This is a genomic window from Dyella thiooxydans (assembly GCF_001641285.1).
Taxonomy (GTDB): Bacteria; Pseudomonadota; Gammaproteobacteria; order Xanthomonadales; family Rhodanobacteraceae; genus Dyella_A; species Dyella_A thiooxydans.
Window position 1 is genome coordinate 3,723,152 of sequence record NZ_CP014841.1, and the last position, 23,491, is coordinate 3,746,642.

Consider the following 23,491-nt stretch of genomic DNA (forward strand, 5'->3'; position numbering starts at 1 on the left):
ATGTAGCGACGTGTTGTTTGGCGGAATCCCGTTCCTGAGGAGGAAAGGGAGTATGCCCCGAGGCGACTTGGGGTTATATGGTCAAGCGAACTAAGCGTATACGGTGGATGCCTTGGCAGTCAGAGGCGATGAAGGACGTGGCAGCCTGCGAAAAGTGTCGGGGAGCTGGCAACAAGCTTTGATCCGGCAATGTCCGAATGGGGAAACCCACTCCGCAAGGAGTACTGCATGGTGAATACATAGCCATGCAGGGCGAACCCGGGGAACTGAAATATCTAAGTACCCGGAGGAAAAGAAATCAACCGAGATTCCCTCAGTAGCGACGAGCGAACGGGGAGCAGCCCAAAAGCGCACAGTGTTTTAGTCGAAAGGTCTGGAAAGGCCTGCCGTAGACGGTGATAGCCCGGTAGACGAAAGGGCACCGTGCGTGAAATTGAGTAAGGCGGGGCACGAGAAACCCTGTCTGAACATGGGGGGACCATCCTCCAAGGCTAAATACTCCTGACTGACCGATAGCGAACTAGTACCGTGAGGGAAAGGCGAAAAGAACCCCGGAGAGGGGAGTGAAATAGACCCTGAAACCGTATACGTACAAGCAGTGGAAGCCCGCAAGGGTGACTGCGTACCTTTTGTATAATGGGTCAGCGACTTACTGTCAGTGGCGAGCTTAACCGTATAGGGGAGGCGAAGGGAAACCGAGTCTGAATAGGGCGCATAGTCTCTGGCAGTAGACCCGAAACCGAGTGATCTATCCTTGGCCAGGTTGAAGGTGCGGTAACACGCACTGGAGGACCGAACCCACATCTGTTGCAATAGATGGGGATGAGCTGAGGATAGGAGTGAAAGGCTAAACAAACTCGGAGATAGCTGGTTCTCCTCGAAAGCTATTTAGGTAGCGCCTCGGACGAATCTTCCTGGGGGTAGAGCACTGTTATGGCTAGCGGGTCATCGCGACTTAGCAAACCATGGCAAACTCCGAATACCAGGACAGACTATCCGGGAGACACACGGCGGGTGCTAACGTCCGTCGTGAAAAGGGAAACAACCCAGACCCGCAGCTAAGGTCCCAAAGTTAGTGCTAAGTGGAAAACGATGTGGAAAGGCATAGACAGCCAGGAGGTTGGCTTAGAAGCAGCCACCCTTTAAAGAAAGCGTAATAGCTCACTGGTCGAGTCGGTCTGCGCGGAAGATTTAACGGGGCTAAGCACTACACCGAAGCTCGGGGTGCATCGCAAGATGCGCGGTAGAGGAGCGTTCCGTAAGCCTGTGAAGGTGAGTTGAGAAGCTTGCTGGAGGTATCGGAAGTGCGAATGCTGACATGAGTAACGATAATGCGGGTGAAAAGCCCGCACGCCGAAAGCCCAAGGTTTCCTCGCGCAACGTTCATCGGCGCAGGGTGAGTCGGCCCCTAAGGCGAGGCAGAAATGCGTAGTCGATGGGAAGCTGGTTAATATTCCAGCACTTTTCTTAAGTGCGATGTGGGGACGGAGAAAGTTAGGTCTACCGGGCGTTGGTTGTCCCGGGGAAAGGCGGTAGGCATGGATCTTAGGCAAATCCGGGATCCTTTATGCCGAGCACCGAGACGAGTCCTATTGGACGAAGTGACTGATACTACGCTTCCAGGAAAAGCCACTAAGCTTCAGCTTAAGAAAAACCGTACCGTAAACCGACACTGGTAGGCAGGGTGAGAATCCCAAGGCGCTTGAGAGAACTCGGGTGAAGGAACTAGGCAAAATGGCACCGTAACTTCGGGAGAAGGTGCGCCCTCCGGTGTGGTCACGTGCGTGACTGAGCACTAGAGGGTCGCAGTAACCTGGCCGCTGCGACTGTTTATCAAAAACACAGCACTCTGCAAACACGAAAGTGGACGTATAGGGTGTGACGCCTGCCCGGTGCTGGAAGGTTAATTGATGGGGTCAGCCGCAAGGCGAAGCTCTTGATCGAAGCCCCAGTAAACGGCGGCCGTAACTATAACGGTCCTAAGGTAGCGAAATTCCTTGTCGGGTAAGTTCCGACCTGCACGAATGGCGTAACGACAGCGGCGCTGTCTCCACCCGAGACTCAGTGAAATTGAAATCGCTGTGAAGATGCAGCGTTCCCGCGGCAAGACGGAAAGACCCCGTGAACCTTTACTATAGCTTTACACTGAACGTTGAGTTCTTCTGTGTAGGATAGGTGGGAGGCTATGAAACCAGGACGCCAGTCTTGGTGGAGCCATCCTTGAAATACCACCCTGAAGTGCTTGACGTTCTAACCTAGGCCCGTAATCCGGGTCAGGGACCGTGTATGGTGGGTAGTTTGACTGGGGCGGTCTCCTCCCAAAGAGTAACGGAGGAGCACGAAGGTACGCTCAGCGCGGTCGGACATCGCGCACTGTGTGCAAAGGCATAAGCGTGCTTGACTGCGAGATCGACGGATCAAGCAGGTACGAAAGTAGGTCTTAGTGATCCGGTGGTTCTGTATGGAAGGGCCATCGCTCAACGGATAAAAGGTACTCCGGGGATAACAGGCTGATACCGCCCAAGAGTTCATATCGACGGCGGTGTTTGGCACCTCGATGTCGGCTCATCACATCCTGGGGCTGTAGTCGGTCCCAAGGGTATGGCTGTTCGCCATTTAAAGTGGTACGCGAGCTGGGTTCAGAACGTCGTGAGACAGTTCGGTCCCTATCTGTCGTGGGCGTTGGAGATTTGAGGGGGGCTGCTCCTAGTACGAGAGGACCGGAGTGGACGTTCCGCTGGTGTTCGGGTTGTCATGCCAATGGCATTGCCCGGTAGCTATGAACGGAAGCGATAACCGCTGAAAGCATCTAAGCGGGAAGCGCGCCCCAAGATGAGATCTCCCGAGAGCTCGACTCTCCTTAAGGCCCCATCTAGACTAGGTGGTTGATAGGCGCGGTGTGGAAGTGCAGCAATGCATTGAGCTTACGCGTACTAATGAGCCGTGCGGCTTGACCATATAACCCCAAGACGCTTCGCTTCTCTTCAGCGAAACATCCCGATCGGTTCCAAATCGCTTGTCACTCGTTTACCCCTTTAGCCGGTCCGGCGCTCCAAGCGCTGACCGCACCCCTTCCCTGGCGGCTATAGCGCTGTGGCCCCACCCGATCCCATCCCGAACTCGGAAGTGAAACGCAGCCGCGCCGATGGTAGTGTGCATCCGCATGCAAGAGTAGGTCACTGCCAGGGACCTTTTTCAAAAAGCCCCCTCCGTCAGGAGGGGGCTTTTTTTTCGTTACTGGAATCGCATTTGTCCCGGCGCAGCGCACGTCCCACACCCTTGGCTCTTCCTCTCGCCGCGACGACCAGGAATGGCCCACGGGATTGCACCGTACGAGCGGCACGTTGCCCTGATCGCATGCCGGATCATTCACTCCGGGATCCGCGCTGACCTGACACTGGATGGTCCCGAACGGGCAAGCTACCTGCCAGCCGTGAGCACCCCGGATCCCGACCAGACCCCCAGCTCCCAAGATCGCGCAGTTTCCGTGCTGATTCGCCAAAAGGTTCGGTCTGATCGTCCACCGACCGCTTGCCACGCGCCTCTTGCCCTTGGCGCAGGCGTAAGCTCCCCCGTCAAGCAGACACTTCAAAAGTAGAACCACTGGCGGCTTGTTGACGGTATTCGGCGGGTGTCAGGTCGCCGAGTGATTCGTGGGGGCGTTGCTCGTTGTAGTCGAGCATCCACCAGTAAGCGGCTTCACGCACATCCTCCAAGCGGGCGAACAGGTGTTGGTCGAGCACCTCCTCTCGGAAGGTGCGGTTGAAGCGTTCGATGTAGGCATTCTGGTTGGGCTTGCCGGGCTGGATGTACTGGATGGCCACGCCGCTGGTCTTGGCCCATTGGGTAAATGCCTCGCCCAGGAACTCCGGCCCATTGTCCGAGCGCAGCACTTGCGGCAAGCCGTGGTCGCGTTTGATCTGTTCGAAGATGCGCACCAGCCGCGCCGAGGTGATCGACGTGTCGATCTCGATGTGCAGTGCCTCGCGGTTGAAGTCATCGACTACGTTGAACGTGCGAAAGCGGCGCCCGCAAGCGAGCGCATCGCTCATGAAATCGATCGACCACACGGTATCGGGCAGTCGTGGCACGTACAGCGCCACGCGTTCACGCTTGGGCAGGCGGCGCCGAGCGGCCCGACGGAGGTTGAGCTTCATGGCCTTGTACACCCGATAGATCCGTTTGGGGTTCCAGTCCGGCCGGACCTTGCGCAGCTGGGCACAGCACTTCCAGAAGCCGCGGCTCGGCCGATCCTCAACCAGGCGGGCCAAGGCAGCGATGAGCTCGGCATCGCGCACCGTCCAATCCAGCGGCGGGCAGTAGTACGCGGCACGCGACAAACCCACACAGGCGCAGGACCGGCGTAGCGGCCGTGCGTGCACCTCGACCAGGTACCGCACCGCCTCGCGCTTGCTCGCCGGCCCTACAGTTTTTTTGCGATCAGGTCCTTCATCGCGGCGTTGTCCAGCGCCAGCTCGGCGTACATCCGCTTCAGCCGGGCATTCTCGGCCTCCAGCTCCTTGACGCGCTTGAGGTCGGAGGCCTCCATGCCGCCGTACTTGCTCTTCCACTGGTAGTAGGTCGGCACGCTGATGCCGGCCTGGCGACAGATGTCCTTGATGGGCACCCCGGCGTCGGCCTGCTTGAGGATCGAGACGATCTGCGTCTCGGTGAATTTCGACTTCTTCATGGAACCTCCTGGCTCGGGAACGATGCCAGAAAGTTCTACTTTCGAGATGTCTGCCTAGCGGGGGAGCTTACGCAGGCACAAAAAAAAGCGGGGAAAACCCCCGCTTTTTCCTCTGGCGCTGTCGGTCTGAACCGTCAGTCCAGCGCGTATCCGAACTGTTCCTGGAACTCGGCATGGAACTGCCCGTAGTCGAAACGCTGGTTCTGGGTGCCTGGGTGCTCGACCTTCAACGCGCCCATCAGAGAGGCCATCCGCCCGACCGTCGGCCAGTCGCGGCTCTGCATGATTCCGAAGATCAGACCTGCACGGTAGGCGTCGCCGCAGCCGGTCGGATCCACGATGCGCCGCTCCCTTGCGGGCGGAATCATGTACGTCGTGCCTTCGGCGTGGATGATCGAGCCGCGCGGACCCTGCGTGACGATGTAGGCCTTCACCCGGGAGGCGATTTCCTCCGCCGACCAACCCGTCCGCGTCTGCAGCAGCTGCGATTCATAGTCGTTCACGATGACGTAGGTCGCCTTCTCGATCATCGAGCGGAACTCGGCGCCGTCGAATAGCGGCATCGCCTGTCCCGGGTCGAAGATGAAAGGCACGCCGCGCGCCGCGAATTCGTCCACGTGCTGCAGCATCGCCTCGCGACTGTCCGGCGCGACGATCGCAAAGCTGATCTCCGGAATGTCCTTGACGTGGTTCTCGTGCGCGCTGGCCATCGCGCCCGGGTGGAAGGCGGTGATCTGGTTGTTGTCCAGGTCGGTCGTGATGAAGCACTGCGGGGTGAACTGGTCACCGTACTCCCGCACGTGGTCCAGCCGGATGCCGCACTCCACCAGATGCTGTCGGTACGGCGCGAAGTCCTGGCCGACGGCCGCGACCGGCAGCGGATCGGCGCCGAGCAGCTTGAGGTTGTAGGCGATGTTGCCGGCGCAACCGCCGAACTCGCGCCGCATCCTGGGCACCAGGAACGAGACGTTCAGGATGTGCACCTGGTCCGGCAGGATGTGGTTCTTGAACTGGTCCTGGAACACCATGATGGTGTCGTAGGCCAACGATCCGCAGATGACGGCTGACATGATGCTTGGGTGCCTCGGCAAGATGTTCGGACCGCCCGGTCGGCGGCCACGCAGACAGCCGCGACCGAAGGGCCCGGCAAAGTTGCGAATCGTACCTCGAACGCCCCTGCTTGGCGACTTTCTGCCGTCCGCTGATGCTGCGTGGACACTCAAGAAACTGTCGATATCATCCCGTCCTGCAAGGATTTCTTAACGTTACAGTCCTTGCGCCCCATGGCAGCGCTGACTAGACTGGCGCGCTTACTTTTTAGCCAGTCGGAAGCGCGGCGCTGCCCATGTTCAAGAAGTTTCGCGGGATCTTCTCCAACGACATCTCCATCGATCTCGGCACCGCCAACACGCTGATTTACGTGCGTGGCCAGGGCATCGTGTTGAACGAGCCTTCGGTGGTCGCCATCCGCCAGGATCGCGGTCCGGGTGGTCCCCGCGCGGTGGCGGCGGTCGGCGGCGAGGCCAAGCGCATGCTGGGCCGTACGCCGGGCAACATCGCCACCGTGCGCCCGATGAAGGACGGCGTGATCGCCGACTTCACTATGACCGAGGCGATGCTGCAGCACTTCATCAAGCAGGTGCACAAGTCGCGCATGCTTCGTCCCAGCCCCCGCGTGCTGGTGTGTGTGCCGTGCGGTTCGACCCAGGTCGAGCGCCGTGCGATCAAGGAATCCGCCGAAGGCGCCGGTGCCCGCGACGTGTTCCTGATCGAGGAGCCGATGGCTGCCGCAATCGGCGCCGGCATTCCGGTGCATGAGGCGCGTGGCTCGATGGTGCTCGATATCGGCGGCGGTACCTCCGAGGTGGCGGTGATCTCGCTCAACGGCATCGTCTACTCCGCTTCGGTACGCGTGGGCGGGGACCGCTTCGACGAAGCGATCATCAACTACGTGCGCCGCAACCACGGCACGCTGATCGGCGAATCCACCGCCGAGCGGATCAAGCTGGAGATCGGCTGCGCGTTCCCGCAGGGTACGGTCAAGGAGATCGAGATCTCCGGCCGCAACCTCGCCGAGGGCGTGCCGCGCATGTTCACCATCAACTCCAACGAGATTCTCGAGGCGCTGCATGAGCCGCTGGCCGGCATCGTCGCCGCGGTGAAGTCGGCGCTGGAGCAGACGCCGCCGGAGCTGTGCTCCGACGTGGCTGAGCGTGGCATCGTGCTCACCGGCGGTGGTGCGCTGCTGCGTGACCTGGATCGTCTGATTTCCGAAGAAACCGGCCTCCACGTGCAAGTCGCCGATGACCCGCTGACCTGTGTGGCCCGGGGCGGCGGCAAGGCGCTGGAACTGATCGACCAGCACGGCAGCGACTTCTTCGCTCCCGAGTAATCCGGGGCCGGACCGTGCGTCCGGCATCCGTTGGATCCCGCAATCATCACCGCCCGGGCCGGTGCGAGGCAGCCCGAGGAGTCCTGTCGTTGAAACAGCGCAGCAGCATCCATGACGGACAGGCGCCATGCCGCTGACTCGTGAGGAACCCTCACCGCTGTTCGCCGGCACGGTCGCCGGCACGCTGCGTCTGCTCACCTACCTCGCTCTGGCGATGGTGCTGATGGTGCTGGATCACCGTAATGGCTGGACGTGGCGGGTACGCTACGCCGCTGCCGTGGTCGTCGAGCCGCTCTACCGCCTCGCCGGTGCGCCCAGTGCCGGATTGCACTCCCTTGCCGTCGCGTTCGCGGAGCGCAAGACCCTCACCGAGGAAAACCAGCGCCTGCGTGAGGATCTGCTGCTGGCCAATGCCAAGCTCAACCGCATGGCTGCAGTGGCCGAACAGAACCAGCGCCTGAAGGAACTGCTCGACACCCAGCGAAGCCTCGAGCTGAATGTGCAGCTCGCCCGGGTCATCGGCGTCGATCTCGGTCCGGGAGAGGACCGCATCATGCTCGGCGTCGGTGCCAACAGCGGCATCCACGTGGGCCAGCCGGTGATCGACGCCCGGGGAGTGATGGGCCAGGTGGTGCATGTGCTGCCCAGCACCTCGGTGGTGATGCTGGTGACCGACCCGGCGCACGCCATTCCGGTGACGGTGGAGCGCACGGGGCTGCGCACGATCGCCTACGGCACCCGCGACGGCAACGGACTGCTCTTGCCGGACATCCCGATGGCGGCCGACGTCCGTGCCGGCGACCGTCTGCTCACCTCTGGCATTGGCGGGCGGTTCCCGCCGGGGTTCCCGGTGGGGACGGTCGACAAGGTGCAGCCGGCGCCGACCGGCATGTTTCTGCAGGCGAGCGCGAAGCCGGCCGCCGACCTGGACCGCAGCGAGGACGTGTTGCTCCTCCACGATCTGGCCGAGCCCGCCGGCCCGCCGGCACCGGCGACGTCGGTGGGGCCGCCGCAAGACCTGGCGCTGCCGGCTTCGGCAACCTCCTCGGCATCCACGACGAATACGGGCGCGAAACGATGAACCGTCAGCGTGTCGCCCTGTTCTGGTTCAGCGCGACCGTCGCGGTGTCGCTGATCGCCATGCTGGTGCCGCTGCCGGCGGTACTGCAGCCGTTCAAGCCGTACTGGCCGGCGCTGGTCCTGCTCTACTGGGCGCTGGAGTCCGGCGATCGGGTGAGCCTGGGACTGGCCTTTGCGGTGGGTCTGTTCGCCGACCTGCTCGATGGCGTGTTGCTGGGTGAGCAGGCGTTGCGACTGACTGCGCTGATGTTCATTGCGCTGCGCTTCCGCTCGCGGCTGCGCTTTTTCCCGATGTGGCAACAGACCCTGGCAGTGCTGGCACTGCTGCTCAATGACCGGATACTGCTGCTGATCGTGCGCACCTTCGCAGGCGAGGTCTCGCCGACCCTGAGTTGGTGGTTCTCGCCATTCGTCGGCGCCGCGCTCTGGCCGTTCCTGTTTCTGCTGCTGGATGACCTGCGCATCCGGCTGCGTATCGCCTGATCGGGCCGCCGGTGAGCAAGCGCCGCATCCATCGTCCGCGTCGCGCCATCAAGGACCCGCGGGGTGAAAGTGCGCTGTTCCGCGGTCGCGCCGTGGCGGGTTTTGCACTGATCCTGCTCGGCCTGCTGGCCTTGGTCGGACGCTATGCCTTCCTGCAGGTGCTGCACCACGACGAGTTCGCCACCCGCTCGGATGCGAACCGGATCAAACCCCGCGCGTTGCAGCCGGCGCGCGGACTGATCTACGACCGCAACGGCGTGCTGCTGGCCGACAACGTTCCTGCCTTCCGGCTCGAGGTGGTGCCCGAGCAGGTGCCCGACATGAAGGCGATGCTGGCGCAGATCGGTTCCGTGGTGCCGCTTGGCGACGACGACATCGATGCATTCAAGAAGCAGCTCGCGCAGAGCCGTCGCTTCGACAGTATTCCGCTGAAGATGCATCTTTCCGAGGACGACATCGCCCGCTTCTCGGTCAATCGCTGGCGCTTTCCCGGTGTGGACGTGGTGCCGTATCTGACCCGACGCTACACCTTCGGCCCCCGTTTTGCGCATGTGATCGGCTACGTCAACCGCATCGACGACAACGACCTGAAGCGGCTCGATCCGGTCAGGTACAAGGGCGCCACGCATGTGGGACGAAGCGGTATCGAGCGCTCCTACGAGGATCTGCTGCACGGCACGCCCGGTTACGAGCTGGTGGAGGTGAACGCCGATGGGCGTACCCAGCGCGTGCTGGAGACCCATCCGCCGATCCCCGGCAAGAACCTGTACCTGAGCATCGATGCCCGCATCCAGAAGGCGGCCGAGGATGCCTTCGCCGGACGTCCTGGCGCGGCGGTCGCGATCGATCCGCGCAACGGCCAGGTGCTGGCCATGGTCAGCGTGCCCAGTTTCGATCCCAACCTGTTCGTCAACGGCATCAGCTCGGCCGACTACAAGGCGCTGACCACCGACCCGAAGAAGCCCCTCTACAACCGTGCCCTGCGCGGGGTGTATCCGCCCGGCTCCACGGTCAAGCCGCTGATCGGTCTTGCCGGCCTGGAATCCGGCCTGCGTACGCCGGACGACACGGTGGTCTCCACCGGCCAGTACTGCATTCCCGGCACCACCTTCTGCCGGCGCGACGATCAGCGCGGAGGCGCCGGGCGGGTGGACCTGGCCGAGGCGATCGAGCAATCGGTCAATACCTATTTCTACAAGCTCGCGCTGGATCTGGGCATCGATCGCCTGAGCCACTACATGAGCCAGTTCGGCTTCGGCCATGCGACCGGCATCGACCTGGTCGGCGAATCGGACGGCGTGTTGCCCTCGCGCGAGTGGAAGGCGGCGCATTCGAAGATGCCGTGGTTCCCGGGCGAGACGATGATCGCCGGCATCGGCCAGGGCTACTGGGCGGTCACGCCACTGCAGCTCGCCCATGCCATCGCCACCTTTGCCGGCGGCGGCGTGCCCTACAAGCCACGCCTGGTGATGGCCACCCAGGATGGCGTGGACGCAAAGGCCGTGCCGTTGCCGAACCCGCCGGAAGGCCCTTCGCTGATCAGCTCGAAGGCCAACTGGGAAGCGATCGACAAGGGCATGGAGATGGTGATGTACGGCGACAAGGGCACCGGCCGTAGCCTGACCGTCGGCTTTCCCTACCGTATCGCCGGCAAGAGCGGGACGGCCCAGCGCTACTCGCGCACGGGCAACAGCTACGACGACCGCAGCAACCTGGCCTACCTTGCCAGCCGCAACCGTGCTTGGTTCGAGATGTATGCGCCGGCCGACGATCCGCAGATCGCGGTGGCCGTGGTGCTTGAAGCCGGTGCCTGGGGTTCGTCCTCGGCCGGCCCGATCGCGCGGCACATCCTCGACGCGTGGCTGGCGACGAAGGGCAGCAAGGCACCGCCGTTCACGCCCTACAGCGATCCCTCGCTTGGCGACGTGCCGCCGCTGCCACCGGAAGACCTGCCGGTCGCCCCCCCCGACGGAGACACGCCATGATCCGTCCCTACTACATGCGCATGCGCCGTTTCATCCGGCGTCTGATGACCCGGCCGCGGATCGACCTGCCGCTGGCCTTCGGCCTGTTCGTGCTCGCCTGCGTGGGGCTGATGACGCTCTACAGCGCCGGCGACCGCAGTCTGTCGCTGGTAGGCGGGCAGGCCGCCCGTTTCGTGCTGGGTGGCGTGCTGCTGCTGCTGGTCTCGCGCATACCGCCGTCAACCCTGCGCACCTGGACACCCTGGCTCTACGCAGGCAGTACCGCGCTGCTGGTGGTGGTGGCGGCGCTGGGCGAGGGACGTGGTGCGTACCGCTGGCTCGACCTGGGCGTGATGCGGTTCCAGCCATCGGAGCTGCTGAAGCTCACGATGCCGATGATGGTGGCGTGGTACCTGCACCCGCGCCAGCTGCCGCCGAGCTGGAAGGACATTGCCGTGGTCGGCCTGCTGATCGTCCTCCCTGCCGGCCTGATCGCCGAGCAGCCGGACCTCGGTACCGCGCTGCTGGTGGCGGCCGCCGGCGCATTCGCACTGTTCCTCTCCGGCATGGCATGGTGGCGCATCGGCATGCTGCTGGCCGGCGCGGCCGCCATGGTGCCGGTGGGCTGGCACTTCATGCACCAGTACCAGCGCGATCGCGTGATGACCCTGCTGAACCCCGAGTCCGATCCGCTCGGCAACGGCTGGCACATCATCCAGTCGCAGATCGCGGTGGGTTCCGGCGGCGTGTTCGGCAAGGGCTGGCTGCACAGTACCCAGTCGCGTCTGGATTTCCTGCCCGAGCACACCACCGACTTTATCTTCGCGGTGTTCTCCGAGGAGTTCGGCCTGGTCGGCGTCGTTGGCATCCTGCTGCTGTATGCCTTCATCATCGGCCGCTGCCTGTGGATCGCGATGGAGGCGCGCGACACCTACTCGCGGCTGCTCGCCGGCGCGATCGGCATGAGCTTCTTCGTCTACGTGCTGGTCAACGGCGGCATGGTCGCCGGCATGCTGCCGGTGGTCGGCGTGCCGATGCCGCTGGTCAGCTACGGCGGTACCTCGGCGGTGTCGCTGCTCACCGGTTTCGGCGTGCTGATGTCGATCCACGCCAACCGCAAGATGCACCAGTGACCAGCCCGCACGCATGCGCCGCAGCCTCCCGGGCTGGCCGCGACACGCGTGCTAGGCTCTCCGCGCCCCCCTGCCATGCGAGCTTTGCCCTGATGACTGTCCGCAACGCGACCCGTGTCCTCCGCCTGGTCATCGCGTGGGGTCTGCTCGTCGCCCCGGCACTCATCCCGCTGCACGCCGAGACCCATCCGGGCCAGGCCGCGCTGGTACGCGAGGTGGCTCGCGATACCGGCAAGGATCCGGCCGCACTGAACCGCCTGCTCGACGGCGCGAGCAAGCAGCAAAGCATCCTCGATGCGATCAGCCGGCCGGCCGAAGCCAAGCCGTGGCGGGACTACCGGCCGATCTTCCTGACCCCGCAGCGCATCGCCGACGGCGTGGCGTTCTACCGCGATCACCGCGCGTTGCTCGAACAGGTGGGCCGGCAGTACGGCGTCGCCCCGGAATACATCGTGGCGATCCTCGGCGTGGAGACCAACTACGGACGGCTCACCGGCAAGTACAAGGTGCTCGACGCATTGGTCACGCTGGGCCTGTACTACCCGCCACGTGCGAAATTCTTCCGCGAGCAGCTGAAGGTGCTGCTGGAGCTGCCGGACAACCACCTGGCCGGTCCGCTCGACACCCTGATGGGTTCGTACGCCGGCGCGCAGGGCTGGGGCCAGTTCATGCCGTCGAGCATCCGCGACTTCGCGGTGGACGCCGATGGCGACGGCCACATCAACCTGGTCGATTCACTGCCGGACATCGTGTCCAGCGTCGCCAACTACTTTGCCGGGCATGGCTGGGTTCGCGGCGGTCCGGTCGCGATGCGCGCCCAGCCCGATGCGGCGGCGAAGGCGATCAGTGCCACTGACACCAAGCCGCATTGGCCGCTGGAGCAACTGGAGGCGTGGGGCTACGCGCCCTTGCAGGCGGCCAATCCCGGCGAGTCGACCGGACTGCAGACGCTGGAGGGGCCGAATGGCCCGGAGTACTGGTTCACTTTCCAGAATTTCTACGTGATCACCACCTACAACCGCAGTCCGCTGTACGCCATGGCCGTCTATCAGCTGGCGCAGGCGATCGATGCAGGCGTGCAGGCGGCGGATCACCAGCCGTGAGGCGGGCCGGCGCACTGCTGCTCCCGGTCATGGCGGCACTGCTGCTGGCCGGATGCGCGGGCCATCGTACCCGTCCGTTGGCGCACCAGGGATCGCGTGATGCCGCAGCCGCCAGGCCGGAAGCGGGCACCCCGCCGGGGGCACCCTCCGGTGATGATCGCTTCCACGACGACATCAGGCGCGACCAGGCCGATCGCTACCGCGAGCAGGCCGACAGCGTGCCGTCGGGTCCGCCGCCGGACGTGGACAAACTACCCGAGCCGGTGCCGCACTGGGAGCCGCGTTCGACCTACGGCAACCGGTCGCCGTACACCGTGCTTGGCCACACCTACCGCGTGCTGTCGAGCGCCAAGGGTTACGACGAGCGCGGTATCGCCTCGTTCTACGGCAACAAGTTCCACGGCTACAAGACGTCGAACCTCGAAAACTACGACATGTACAAGTTTTCGGCCGCCCACAAGACGCTGCCGCTTCCCAGCTACGCGCGGGTCACCAACCTGGCCAACGGCAAGAGCGTGATCGTGCGGATCAACGATCGTGGCCCGTTCCACGACAACCGGTTGATCGACCTTTCCTACGCCGCCGCAGTGAAGATCGGTATCTGGCCGAAGGGCACCGGGCTGGTCGAGGTGCGCGCGATCGACCCGGCCCATCCCGAACGTACGCCGCCTCCAGCCGCAGTGGTGAACGGGCAGGTCAAGGCCGCGGCGCCCACCGCGCATGGGGAACCTGCGACCGGTGCACCGGTCCCTGTGCTCGGAAGCAAGCCGTCGATCTACCTGCAGGTGGGGGCTTTTTCCGACGCGTCGAACGCCGAGCGCCTGGCCGAACGGCTGCGTGCGGCGAATCTCGGCACCGTACAGGTGATTCAGGCGCAGAGCGACGGACGAACCATCCGCCGCGTGCGCGTCGGACCTCTGCCAGATGCTGAACAGGCCGACGCCATCGCACGCCAGATCGAGGCCCTGGGCCTGCCGCATCCTCAGGTCGCGGTAGACTGAACGGTATTTCTCATGCGACGGCGCCATGTCCGCCGTCCCCAGCCAGACGGGATTGAACACAACGATGAGCTTTTTCCGCCGTACCCTGGTTTCGCTCGCGGCCACCGCCCTCGTGGCCAGCGCCGCCATGGCCCAGCAGGCTCCGCCGCACCCCACCGCCGTGCCGCGGCCGGTGGCGCCCGTGGTGCCCGTGCCGCCGCCGCCGGACGTGGATGCGCAGAGCTGGGTGCTGATGGATTACGCCACCGGGCAGATCCTCGCCTCCAAGAATCCCGACGAGCGCCGCGCCCCGGCCTCGCTGACCAAGGTGATGACCGACTACGTGATCTCCGCCGAGATCGGCGCCGGTCGCATCCATCCCGAGGACACGGTGACCATCAGCGAGCACGCCTGGCGTGCCGGTGGCGGCGGCACCGACGGCTCCACCAGCTTCCTCAAGCTGGGCAGCCAGGTGAAGCTGGAGGATCTGCTCAAGGGCATGATCGTGCAGTCCGGCAACGACGCAGCGATCGCGCTGGCCGAGCATGCGGCCGGTTCCGAGGACGCGTTCGCCAACCTCATGAATGCGTACGCCAAGCAGCTGGGCATGGTCAACACGCATTACTCCAACGCTTCCGGCTACCCGGTGGACGACCACTATTCGACCGCGCGCGACATTGCGATCCTGTCTCGGGCGCTGATCCACAACTTCCCCGAGGACTACGCGATCTCCAAGATCAAGGAGTTCGAGTGGAACGGCATCAAGCAGCAGAACCGCAATGCGCTGCTGTGGCGCGATCCCGCGGTGGACGGCATCAAGACCGGCCACACTGCCGCAGCGGGGTTCTGCCTCGACGCCTCGGCCGTGCACGGCGACGAGCGCATGATCGCGGTGGTGATGGGTTCCAGCAGCGACAAGGGGCGCGCCGACGCGGCGATGGCCCTGCTCAACTACGGTTTCCGCTTCTATGAAACCCACAAGCTGTACGAGGCCGGCAAGGCGCTCGCCACGCCGCGGTTGTGGAAGGGCGCGGCCGACCAGCTGCCGATCGGCGTGTCCGACGACGTGCTGGTGACGGTGAAGACCGGGCAGTACGACAAGCTCAAGGCCACCATGGACATCCCGGCCACCCTGATCGCCCCGTTCAAGAAGGGCCAGCAGGTCGGAACGCTGCGCATCGCGCTCGACGGCGAGCCGGTGCAGAGCGTGCCCCTGGTGGCACTGGCCGATGCGCCGCAGGGCGGGTTCTTCTCGCGGCTTTGGGATTCGATCCTGCTGTGGTTCCATGGCAGCGGCAAGAAGGCCGACGCGGACGCCAAGTAATGCAAGAGATCGACTTCACCCAGGCGAAGAAGGACGGCAAGGGCTTCCAGTTTCCCGGCGAGTTCGAGATCACCGCCATGGGCAACGCCGGCGCCGACCTGCCGGTACATGTGCCGCGGCTGCTCGAGGGCGCCGGCCTGCACGTGCTGCACGAGACGGTGCGCTACAAGCACTCGGCCGGCGGCAACTACGTCTCGGTGACGGTCAGCTTCCGCGCCCAGACGCGGGAGCAGTACGACTCGGCCCATACGGTGCTGCGGGCCGATCCGGACATCCGTTACACGCTGTGAGCGGCAGCGGCTGAGCCGGTCATCACGGGGAACGCGCCTGGCGCGTTCCCCGTTTGTTTTGGTGGCCGGCGCCCTTGAATCGTCCGGACGCCCCCCTGATCTCAACGACATTTCCCCCGATCCACCCCAGGCTTCACCCCATGTCCCTGCCCCTGAAAGTCCGCCGTCTCGGCCGCCAGCCCTACGAGGCGACCTGGAAGGCGATGAGCGAGTTCACCGACCGTCGCACCGCCGATACGCCCGACGAGCTGTGGCTGCTCGAGCACGACCCGGTATTCACCCAAGGCCAGGCCGGCAAGGCCGAGCACGTGCTGGCGCCGGGCAATATCCCGGTGGTGCAGGTGGACCGGGGCGGCCAGGTGACCTACCACGGCCCGGGCCAGATCGTCGGCTACCCGCTGATCGACCTGCGCCGGGTGGGCGTGGGCGTGCGCGAGCTGGTGCACCGGATCGAGCAGTCCATTATCGATACGCTGGCGCACTGGAACATCGGCGCCGCGCGGCTGGAAGGTGCCCCTGGCGTCTACGTGGCCGGGGCCAAGGTGGCGGCGCTGGGCCTTCGCGTGCGGCGCGGCTGCAGTTTCCATGGCCTGGCCTTCAACGTGGACATGGACCTGGAGCCCTACCAGCGCATCAATCCTTGCGGCTACAAGGGTTTGGCGGTGACTCAAGTGCTAGACTTGGGCGGTCCGTCGCGCCTGGCGGACGTCGAAGACGTGCTGATCGGCGAGTTCTGTCGCCAATTTGGCTTCGACGCCGAGCCGGCCGCCCCCCAACTCCCCGAACTCCCCGCGCGCGCCGCGGTCTAGGCCCGAGCACATGAGCGAATCCTCCGCCACTCCCAGCAAGACCATTCCGATCCAGACGCTGTCCGCGCCGGTGGTCGAAAAGCAGCTCGGCAACGACAAGATCGCGCGCAACCGCGCCGGCTTCGACACCGAGACGCCGACCCTGCGCAAGCCGGGCTGGATCCGCGTGCGCCTGCCGCAGGGCAATGCGGTGCAGGAGCTGAAGTCGCGCCTGCGCCGGAACGCGCTGGTGACGGTGTGCGAGGAGGCCTCCTGCCCGAACATCCACGAGTGCTTCTCCAAGGGCACCGCCACCTTCATGATCCTCGGCGAGGTGTGCACCCGCCGCTGCTCGTTCTGCGACGTGGCCCACGGCCGCCCGGCGCCGCCCGATCCGCTGGAGCCGGCGCGCCTGGCCGAGACCATCGCCGACATGCGCCTGAAGTACGTGGTGATCACCTCGGTCGACCGCGACGACCTGCGCGACGGCGGTGCCGAGCACTTCGCCAGCTGTATCCGCGCGGTGCGCCATGCCGCCCCCGGCATCAAGATCGAGATCCTCACCCCCGACTTCCGCGGCAAGGGCCGCATGGAGCGGGCGCTGGAGGTGATGAAGGATTTCCCGCCGGACGTGTTCAACCACAACCTGGAAACCGTCCCGCACCTTTATCGCGAGGTGCGCCCGGGCGCCGACTACCAGTGGTCGCTCGACCTGCTCAAGCGTTTCAAGGCGCAGCATCCGGACGTGCCGACCAAGTCCGGCATCATGCTGGGCCTGGGGGAGACGTACGAGCAGGTGATCGAGACCCTGCGGGATCTACGCGCCCATGACGTGGAAATGATCACCATCGGCCAGTACCTGCAGCCGACGCCCCACCATCACCCGGTGGTGCGCTACTGGACGCCGGACGAATTCGACGCGCTGCGTCGGGAAGGCGAGGCGATGGGTTTCCACCACGTCGCGTCCGGCCCGCTGGTGCGTTCCTCCTACCACGCCGACCTGCAGGCACATGCCGCGGGCGTCACCGAACTTGCCTAAAGGGACCTGCATGACCCTCCGCCCCGCGCTCGCCCTGCTGATCGCCCTGACCTTTGCCGGCAGCGTCCCGGGCGCGCATGCCCAGGACAGCGCGGCGCCCGCCGGCGCCGCCACCACGGCACCGGCGCCGAAGTACGCCACGTTGCCGCTGGAGCCGACCGCCACCGAGGCGGACGCCGCCCAGCTTTCCGCGCGCTTCCTCACCCGCTTCCACTACGACGCGCAGCCGCTCGACGACGCGATGTCGGCGCGTATCTACAAGAAGTATCTCGACCAGCTCGACGGCGAGAAAGTGTTCTTCACCCAGGAGGACCTGGCCAAGTTCGCGCCGCTGAAGACCAGGCTGGACGACGCGATCTGGAACAAGGACCTCAGCGGCCCGTTCTCGATCTTCAATCTCTACGTGCAGCGCGCCAAGGAGCGCATGCACTACGCGCTGGGCCTGCTGCCCAAGGGCTTCGACTTCACCAAGGACGAAAGCTACGTCGTCGACCGAGAGAAGGCCGACTGGCCGAAGAACCAGGCCGAGCTGGACAACCTGTGGCGCGAGCGGGTGAAGAACGACTGGCTGCGCCTGAAGCTCGCCGGCAAGGACGACGCGGACATCCGCAAGACGCTCACCAAGCGCTACAACACGCTGCTCGACCGCATCAAGCAGCTCGACGGCGAGGACGCGTTCCAGAGCTTCATGACCGCGTACGCGGAGACCACCGACCCGCACACCGACTACCTCGGCCCGCGCCTGGCGGAGAACTTCGATATCTCGATGAAGCTCTCGCTGGAGGGCATCGGCGCGGTGCTGCAGGCGCGCGACGAATACACCCAGATCCGCGAGATCGTCCCGGGCGGCCCGGCGGCCAAGTCCGGCAAGCTGCACGTGGGCGACCGCATCGTGGCGATCGGCCAGGACAACGGCCCGATGGTCGATGTGATCGGTTGGCGGCTGGACGACGTGGTCGCCAAGATCCGCGGCAAGAAGGACACTACAGTGCGGCTGGAGATCCTGCCGGCCGACTCCGGCCCTGACGGCAAGCACGAGCTGGTCACGCTGGTGCGCAAGAAGGTCGTGGTGGAGGAGCAGGCCGCCAAGTCCAAGGTCATCGACGTGAAGGACGGCGACGTCAGCCGCAAGATCGGCGTGATCGAGTTGCCCACGTTCTATGCCGATTTCGCCGCCCGCGCCAAGGGCGACCCGAACTACAAGAGCGCCACCCGCGACGTCGCCAAGCTGCTCACCAAGCTCAAGGCCGATGGCGTGCAGGGCGTGATCGTCGACCTGCGCAACAACGGCGGCGGTTCGCTGGACGAGGCCAATGAGCTCACCGGCCTGTTCATCGACAAGGGCCCGGTGGTGCAGGTGCGCAAGGCCGACGGTGACGTCGAGGTGGAAGGCGACGACCAGCCGGGTCTGGCCTGGAGCGGCCCGATGGCCGTGCTGGTCAACCGTGGCACTGCCTCGGCCTCGGAGATCTTCTCCGCGGCGATCCAGGACTACGGCCGCGGCCTGGTGATCGGTGAGCCGACCTTCGGCAAGGGCACCGTGCAGAACCTGGTCGACCTCGACCGCTTCGCGCAGACCGACAGCGAAAAGCCGCAGATGGGCGAGCTGAAGATGACCATCGCGGAGTTCTTCCGCATCAATGGCGGCTCCACCCAGCTCAAGGGCGTGACGCCGGACATCCAGTACCCGAAGAATGGCGACGAGAAGGATTTCGGCGAGTCGACCTACGACAACGCGCTGCCTTGGACCCAGATCCCGCCGGCCGACTACAAGCCGGTGGCGGACCTGAAGGCCTACCTGCCCCAGCTCACGCAGATGCACGACGCACGCGTGGCCAAGTCGCCGGCGTGGAAGCTGATGCTCGACCAGCTCGCGCAGTACAAGAAGATGCGCGACAAGACCACCATCTCGCTCAACTACGACAAGCGTCTGGCCGAGCGCAAGGAGCTGGACAAGATCCAGGCCGACTTCCTGGCCCGCCGCAAGGCGATCGACGGCGACGCCGTGCCGTCCAACCCGGACAGCACGCTGGACGATGGCCTCAACGCCAACGAGCGCAGCCTGAAGTCCGAGCTGAAGGCGGAAAAGGAGGCCAAGGACGCCAAGGACGTGGAGCTGGACGAGACCGCGCACATCCTGTTCGACGCGATCGGCCTGATCCAGTCCAATCCGAAGCTGGCCGCCGAGGTGCTGCCCTACGGCGGCAAGTTCTCCGAGCGCACGGTGGCGGCCGCACCGACACCGGCCGCGGCATCGGCGGAGACCCGCACCAAGCCCTGAGGCGCGCTGCCTCGAGGGCTACAAAAAAGCCGGCGCCTGCGCGCCGGCTTTTTTTTGGCCCCGGTAGGAGCCCGCTGGCGGGCGATGCTCCTGCTCCTGATCCACATCGAAACAGAAGCGCATCGCCCGCCAGCGGGCTCCTACGGGAGCGTCAGGATTTTGCGCCAGCCTTCGCGCGGGCCTGCTTCTGCTGCTCCAGCCACCGCTGGAACGCCTCCACGTGCGGCATCTCGCGCAGCACCTTCGAATGCGGGTCGGCGATCACCAGCGTGCCCGGTGGAGCGTGCACCTCGCCGTGGCCGTCGGTCATCGGCAGCGTCTGCACCGTGTGGCCGACCTGCACATCCAGCGGCATCGGGAATGGTTCGCCGTGTTCGGTCTGCCAGTGGAACGCCAGCGTGTCGCCGTGGCGCTCCTCGACCAGCTTCGGCAGCGCGGCGTCATACAGGTACACCTTGAAGAACCAGCCGTAGTCCTTGCCGGTGACCCGGTCCACGATGTCGATGTAGTCCTTCGTGGTGGCGTAGCGCGGCTGGAAATTGCCGGGCTTCGGGTCGGGTCGGCCGTAGACCAGCTCGCGGATGCTGGTGAAGAACGCATCGTCGCCAATCAGCTGGCGCAGCGTGTGCAGCAGCAGCGCTCCCTTGTTGTAGATGTCCTGGCCCGGGCCGGTATGGGTGTTGTAGACGTCGTCCTCGGTGCGCCGCTCGCCCGACACGATGGGCCGCTGGTCGCGCGCCATCAGCCGCAACTGGTGCAGCCAGTCGAAGTAGTCCATGTCGCCGTACAGGTACTGGCTGTAAAGCGGCTGCATATAGGTGCCGAAACCCTCGTGAAGCCACATGTCGTCCCAGTTCACATTGGTGACCTGGTTGCCGAACCACTCGTGCGCAAATTCATGCTGCAGCAGCCAGTCGAACCCGTGGCCGTCCATCTTGTAACCGTTGCCGTAGGCGTTGATGGTCTGGTGTTCCATTCCCTTGTGCGGGGTTTCCACCACGCCCATCTTCTCGTCCCCGAACGGGTACGGGCCGATCTCCTGCTCGAAGAAATCCAGCATCGGCTTGAAGCCGGCGAACAGCTCCTTCGCCTGCGCCTCGTGCTCGGGCAGGTACCAGAACTCCATCGGGATGGTGTTGCCGTAGCGGCTGGCGTAGCTGCCCTTGAGCTCCTTGAACGGCCCCACGTTCAAGGTGATCGCATAGGTGTCCGGGCGCTTGATGCGCCAGTGCCACGTGCGCGTGGCGCCATGGTTCTCGATGCCGATCAGCACGCCATTGCCGGGCGCGGCGAGGTCCTTCGGCACGGTCACCCAGGTGTCGACCAGGTCGGGCTTGCCGGTGGGCTGGTCGATGCACGGCCAGAACAGGTCGCAGCCCTCGCCTTCCACCGCGGTGGCGACCCAGGGCTTGCCATCGGGCGCGGTGGCCCAGACGAAGCCGCCGTCCCACGGGGCATTCTTCGCCACGTGGGGCGCGCCAGCGTAGCGCACGCCGACGGTGACATTCTCGCCCTTGGCCAGCGCGTGGGGCAGGGCGATGCGCAGGCGGCCTTCCGGATTGCTCCAGGCGCTGGCCGGCATCGGTTTGCCGTTCACCGTGATCTGCGAGATCGGCAGGTTGCGATCCAGATCCAGCACGACCGCGTCGGTCGGTGCGGTGGCGGTGAAGGTCAGCCGCGCGTCGCCGGCCAGCCGCTTGTGCGGGATGTCCAGCGTGAAATGCAGGTCGGCGTGGTCGAAATGCACCCGCGTCTGCTCCACCGGCATCGGGCCGCCCGAGCTGAGCGTCAGCGCGGTCAGTTCAGGCTGCCGGACCGTGGAGGGCTCGGCGGCAGTCGCGCTGGTGCAGGCGGTGAGGCCGAGTGCTGCGCCGAGCGCCAGCGAGAGCAGGCGTGGATACATGAGGGCTCCTTGGCTTTCCAATCCGGAAGCATGCCCCGTGCGCGCTCGGCGCGACTAGGCCGGAAGTCACGTTGGTTCGTGGGATTGGACCGTCAGCTCAGCGGCTGTAGCCGAGGCGGTCGATCATCGGTTGCAGCAGGGGCAGTACCGGCTCGAACTGCTCGCGATAGCCGTGCCAGCGGTTGACCGCCCCTGGATGAATGCCCTGGGTGACCTGGGCGTAGCTTGGGGTGCTGATGAAGCGCTTGGTCCGGGCATGGTCCGCGAAGCGGGCCATCGGCGATGCATCGGCGACCTCCAGAAATGCGGCCAGCTCCGTGAGGTGGCGATCCAGGTCTTCCACGACCGATTCATAGCGCCACTCGAGTACCCGGGGTGCGAACACCTCTACTTGACGGAACCACTGTTCGAAGGCTGTAACGTAACCGCGCGCGAGCCGTTGCAGGGACGAGCACAGCACCATGAAGGCGGGCGAGCGGAACGACTGCATGCTGCAGCTGAGCAGCACGTCGCAGGGGTGGCGCAGACACAGGACGATGCGCGCCTGCGGGAACAGCCGCATGATCATCGGCAGGCACAACATGTTGAGCGGGTTCTTGTCGACCAGTCGGTGCTGCCCGAGATCCGGCAGCACGCGTCCTACCATCCGGTAGTACGTCGCCCGCAACTGCTCGACCTCGGTCCCGCCCAGGTTCGCCAGCTCGTCGGGGTAGCGCTGGCCGACCTGCTCCATGCGTTCGGTCAGTTCGTGGATGAAGGCGCGCTCGTCCATCGAGCGGAACTCCGGATGGGCGTCGAGCATCTGCTCCAGCAGCGTGGTGCCCGAGCGGGGGAAGCCGACCACGAAGACAGGACTCTGCCGGCTCGAAGGGGCGACGAGCGGCCGCCAGCGGGCATGCGCGGCACGGTCGACCTCGGCCACCTGTAACGGCTGGCTGTCCGGCGCGAGCAGTTCCGGCACCACCTCGCGCGCTATCTCCAGTTGCGCGGCATGGGCGGCGTCGAGAGCCTGCCACGCGTCGCCGTGCCGCCCCAGCCGATCGCAGGAGGCGGCCAGGCCGAAGGCGGCACTGGCACGCGCTTCGGCATCCACGCGCAGCGCGAGCACGCGCCGGTACAGCGCCGCGGCATCGGCCCAGGTGCCGGCACGCATCGCCAGTGCAGCATGCGCGCGCCAGCCCTCTGCACGTGCCTGGCTCGCATCGTCCGGCAGCGCATCGAGAGCGGCCAGCGGCAACAGCTTCAGCTCCTGCCGTGCAAGGTCCAGATGGTTGCTTCGCTCGTAGAGCACGGCCCGCTGGGCGGCGATGCGCAGCCGCAGGCGCTCGTCTTCCGGGGTCGCCGGCAACCGCGCCCTTGCCAGCGTGTGCAGGGCCGCGTCCAGGTCGCCCTGGGTCGACAACATCGCGGCCAGGATCAATGCCTGCTCTGCTGGTTGGGCCGGCCAGTTGACGGCTCCGGCAAGCATGGCTTCCTGACCGATGTTGTCCGCGCAGACGTAACAGGCGTAAGCGGCCTGCAGGCGGGCCTCGACGAAGCCGGGCGAGCAGTCCACTGCGTCGAGCAGGATCTCCCGCGCCAGCGGCCAGCGTCGCTGCTGGATGTAAACCAAGCCTAGGTTGTAAAGCACTTCAGCGTCGTGCGGGGCGACCGATCTGGCTGTCGACAGGGCTTGCTCGGCGGCATCCGCATCACCGCGCAGCCGGCAGGCGACGCCCAGGTTGTTCCAGTAGGCGGAGACCTCCGGCTGTTGATGTGCCAACTGGCGAAACGTCTCTACGGCATGGTCGTAGCGGCCGGTGGCCTGCTCGGCAAGCCCACGCAGCGCCAGGATGCCTTCGTCGGCTTCGTCGCCGGCTTGTGCGGCCAGCAGAATGACGCGCTCCATGTCGCCGGCGTTGTAGGCGCCGGCCATGGCGCTGGCGAGGTTGGCGGCGGGATCCGGCATGCGTCTCTCAATCGATATCGGGCGATCTGCATTATGCAAGAGGGGTCGCGGTGTGATCCGCGACCCCTCCGGGTGCCATCAAGGCTTCACGCC

At 65.1% G+C, this 23,491-nt stretch carries 16 protein-coding genes and 2 rRNA genes; 14 read left to right on the plus strand and 4 right to left on the minus strand.

The annotated features are described in order from the left end of the window. The first annotated feature begins 79 nt into the window (after positions 1-79). Positions 80-2,958 (plus strand): 23S ribosomal RNA (locus tag ATSB10_RS16735). Positions 2,959-3,075: 117 nt separating this feature from the next. Beyond that, positions 3,076-3,188: ribosomal RNA gene (gene rrf, locus ATSB10_RS16740) — 5S ribosomal RNA — on the plus strand. Positions 3,189-3,575: 387 nt separating this feature from the next. Here rrf and ATSB10_RS19085 read toward each other — a convergent pair. Continuing rightward, positions 3,576-4,690 (minus strand): IS3 family transposase gene (locus ATSB10_RS19085; RefSeq protein ID WP_169816727.1). Its coding sequence is split into 2 segments (ribosomal slippage): positions 3,576-4,438 and positions 4,438-4,690, totalling 1,116 coding nucleotides; the frame shifts between segments, so codons are not numbered across the junction. A 134-nt stretch (positions 4,691-4,824) separates the two neighbouring features. Continuing rightward, positions 4,825-5,760, minus strand: a complete 936-nt coding sequence (locus ATSB10_RS16755; protein WP_063673862.1) for a carbohydrate kinase family protein — start codon at positions 5,758-5,760, stop codon at positions 4,825-4,827. Positions 5,761-6,035: 275 nt separating this feature from the next. Between ATSB10_RS16755 and ATSB10_RS16760 the strand changes: the two genes are divergently transcribed. The 12 genes from ATSB10_RS16760 (at position 6,036) to ATSB10_RS16815 (ending at position 19,547) form a co-directional block, all read left to right on the plus strand. After that, positions 6,036-7,082 (plus strand): rod shape-determining protein, encoded by a 1,047-nt coding sequence (locus ATSB10_RS16760; protein ID WP_063673863.1) that lies wholly within the window; start codon positions 6,036-6,038, stop codon positions 7,080-7,082. Positions 7,083-7,209: 127 nt separating this feature from the next. Next, complete coding sequence (gene mreC / locus ATSB10_RS16765) at positions 7,210-8,163, plus strand: rod shape-determining protein MreC (RefSeq protein ID WP_063673864.1); 954 nt, start codon at positions 7,210-7,212, stop codon at positions 8,161-8,163. Continuing rightward, positions 8,160-8,645 (plus strand): rod shape-determining protein MreD, encoded by a 486-nt coding sequence (gene mreD, locus ATSB10_RS16770; RefSeq protein ID WP_063673865.1) that lies wholly within the window; start codon positions 8,160-8,162, stop codon positions 8,643-8,645. The genes mreC and mreD overlap by 4 nt, the downstream gene beginning before the upstream one ends. Positions 8,646-8,656: 11 nt before the next feature. After that, a complete protein-coding gene (mrdA, locus tag ATSB10_RS16775) occupies positions 8,657-10,630 on the plus strand; it encodes a penicillin-binding protein 2 (protein ID WP_063673866.1) in 1,974 nt (657 codons plus the stop codon). Then, positions 10,627-11,742, plus strand: coding sequence for a rod shape-determining protein RodA (gene rodA / locus ATSB10_RS16780; protein ID WP_063673867.1), 1,116 nt, complete (start codon positions 10,627-10,629; stop codon positions 11,740-11,742). Before mrdA ends, rodA begins: the two co-directional genes overlap by 4 nt. 92 nt (positions 11,743-11,834) lie before the next feature. After that, positions 11,835-12,845, plus strand: a complete 1,011-nt coding sequence (mltB, locus tag ATSB10_RS16785) for a lytic murein transglycosylase B (protein WP_063673868.1) — start codon at positions 11,835-11,837, stop codon at positions 12,843-12,845. Continuing rightward, positions 12,842-13,846: a septal ring lytic transglycosylase RlpA family protein gene (locus tag ATSB10_RS16790; RefSeq protein ID WP_083966272.1), complete on the plus strand. Its 1,005-nt coding sequence runs from the start codon at positions 12,842-12,844 to the stop codon at positions 13,844-13,846. Before mltB ends, ATSB10_RS16790 begins: the two co-directional genes overlap by 4 nt. 64 nt (positions 13,847-13,910) lie before the next feature. Further along, a complete protein-coding gene (locus ATSB10_RS16795) occupies positions 13,911-15,149 on the plus strand; it encodes a D-alanyl-D-alanine carboxypeptidase family protein (protein WP_063673869.1) in 1,239 nt (412 codons plus the stop codon). After that, on the plus strand, positions 15,149-15,439 hold the full coding sequence (locus tag ATSB10_RS16800) for a DUF493 family protein (protein ID WP_017463933.1): 291 nt from the start codon (positions 15,149-15,151) through the stop codon (positions 15,437-15,439). The genes ATSB10_RS16795 and ATSB10_RS16800 overlap by 1 nt, the downstream gene beginning before the upstream one ends. Before the next feature lie 140 nt (positions 15,440-15,579). After that, on the plus strand, positions 15,580-16,248 hold the full coding sequence (gene lipB / locus ATSB10_RS16805; RefSeq protein ID WP_063673870.1) for a lipoyl(octanoyl) transferase LipB: 669 nt from the start codon (positions 15,580-15,582) through the stop codon (positions 16,246-16,248). Between the two features lie 10 nt (positions 16,249-16,258). Continuing rightward, positions 16,259-17,266 carry a lipoyl synthase gene (gene lipA / locus ATSB10_RS16810; RefSeq protein ID WP_063673871.1) on the plus strand — a complete coding sequence of 336 codons (1,008 nt, stop codon included), beginning with the start codon at positions 16,259-16,261 and terminating at the stop codon, positions 17,264-17,266. 10 nt (positions 17,267-17,276) lie between these two features. Further along, entirely contained in the window at positions 17,277-19,547 is a 2,271-nt protein-coding gene (locus ATSB10_RS16815; RefSeq protein ID WP_063673872.1) for a carboxy terminal-processing peptidase, read from the plus strand. 151 nt (positions 19,548-19,698) lie between these two features. On the opposite strand, the gene ATSB10_RS16820 is transcribed toward ATSB10_RS16815, so the two are convergent. Both ATSB10_RS16820 and ATSB10_RS16825 read right to left on the minus strand, forming a co-directional pair. Next, positions 19,699-21,450, minus strand: a complete 1,752-nt coding sequence (locus ATSB10_RS16820; RefSeq protein ID WP_063673873.1) for a M1 family metallopeptidase — start codon at positions 21,448-21,450, stop codon at positions 19,699-19,701. Between the two features lie 97 nt (positions 21,451-21,547). Continuing rightward, on the minus strand, positions 21,548-23,398 hold the full coding sequence (locus ATSB10_RS16825; protein ID WP_063673874.1) for a tetratricopeptide repeat-containing sulfotransferase family protein: 1,851 nt from the start codon (positions 23,396-23,398) through the stop codon (positions 21,548-21,550). Positions 23,399-23,491: the final 93 nt, after the last annotated feature.

What these genes read in the sequence shown, in the direction of transcription:
- mreD (WP_063673865.1), top strand. Translation starts at nt 8,160, where the DNA reads ATGAACCGTCAGCGTGTCGCCCTGTTCTGGTTCAGCGCGACCGTCGCG.
- ATSB10_RS16825 (WP_063673874.1), bottom strand. Translation starts at nt 23,398, where the DNA reads ATGCCGGATCCCGCCGCCAACCTCGCCAGCGCCATGGCCGGCGCCTAC.
- lipB (WP_063673870.1), top strand. Translation starts at nt 15,580, where the DNA reads ATGTCCCTGCCCCTGAAAGTCCGCCGTCTCGGCCGCCAGCCCTACGAG.
- ATSB10_RS16800 (WP_017463933.1), top strand. Translation starts at nt 15,149, where the DNA reads ATGCAAGAGATCGACTTCACCCAGGCGAAGAAGGACGGCAAGGGCTTC.
- ATSB10_RS16755 (WP_063673862.1), bottom strand. Translation starts at nt 5,760, where the DNA reads ATGTCAGCCGTCATCTGCGGATCGTTGGCCTACGACACCATCATGGTG.
- ATSB10_RS16795 (WP_063673869.1), top strand. Translation starts at nt 13,911, where the DNA reads ATGAGCTTTTTCCGCCGTACCCTGGTTTCGCTCGCGGCCACCGCCCTC.
- ATSB10_RS16815 (WP_063673872.1), top strand. Translation starts at nt 17,277, where the DNA reads ATGACCCTCCGCCCCGCGCTCGCCCTGCTGATCGCCCTGACCTTTGCC.
- mreC (WP_063673864.1), top strand. Translation starts at nt 7,210, where the DNA reads ATGCCGCTGACTCGTGAGGAACCCTCACCGCTGTTCGCCGGCACGGTC.
- lipA (WP_063673871.1), top strand. Translation starts at nt 16,259, where the DNA reads ATGAGCGAATCCTCCGCCACTCCCAGCAAGACCATTCCGATCCAGACG.
- ATSB10_RS16760 (WP_063673863.1), top strand. Translation starts at nt 6,036, where the DNA reads ATGTTCAAGAAGTTTCGCGGGATCTTCTCCAACGACATCTCCATCGAT.
- mltB (WP_063673868.1), top strand. Translation starts at nt 11,835, where the DNA reads ATGACTGTCCGCAACGCGACCCGTGTCCTCCGCCTGGTCATCGCGTGG.
- ATSB10_RS16820 (WP_063673873.1), bottom strand. Translation starts at nt 21,450, where the DNA reads ATGTATCCACGCCTGCTCTCGCTGGCGCTCGGCGCAGCACTCGGCCTC.
- rodA (WP_063673867.1), top strand. Translation starts at nt 10,627, where the DNA reads ATGATCCGTCCCTACTACATGCGCATGCGCCGTTTCATCCGGCGTCTG.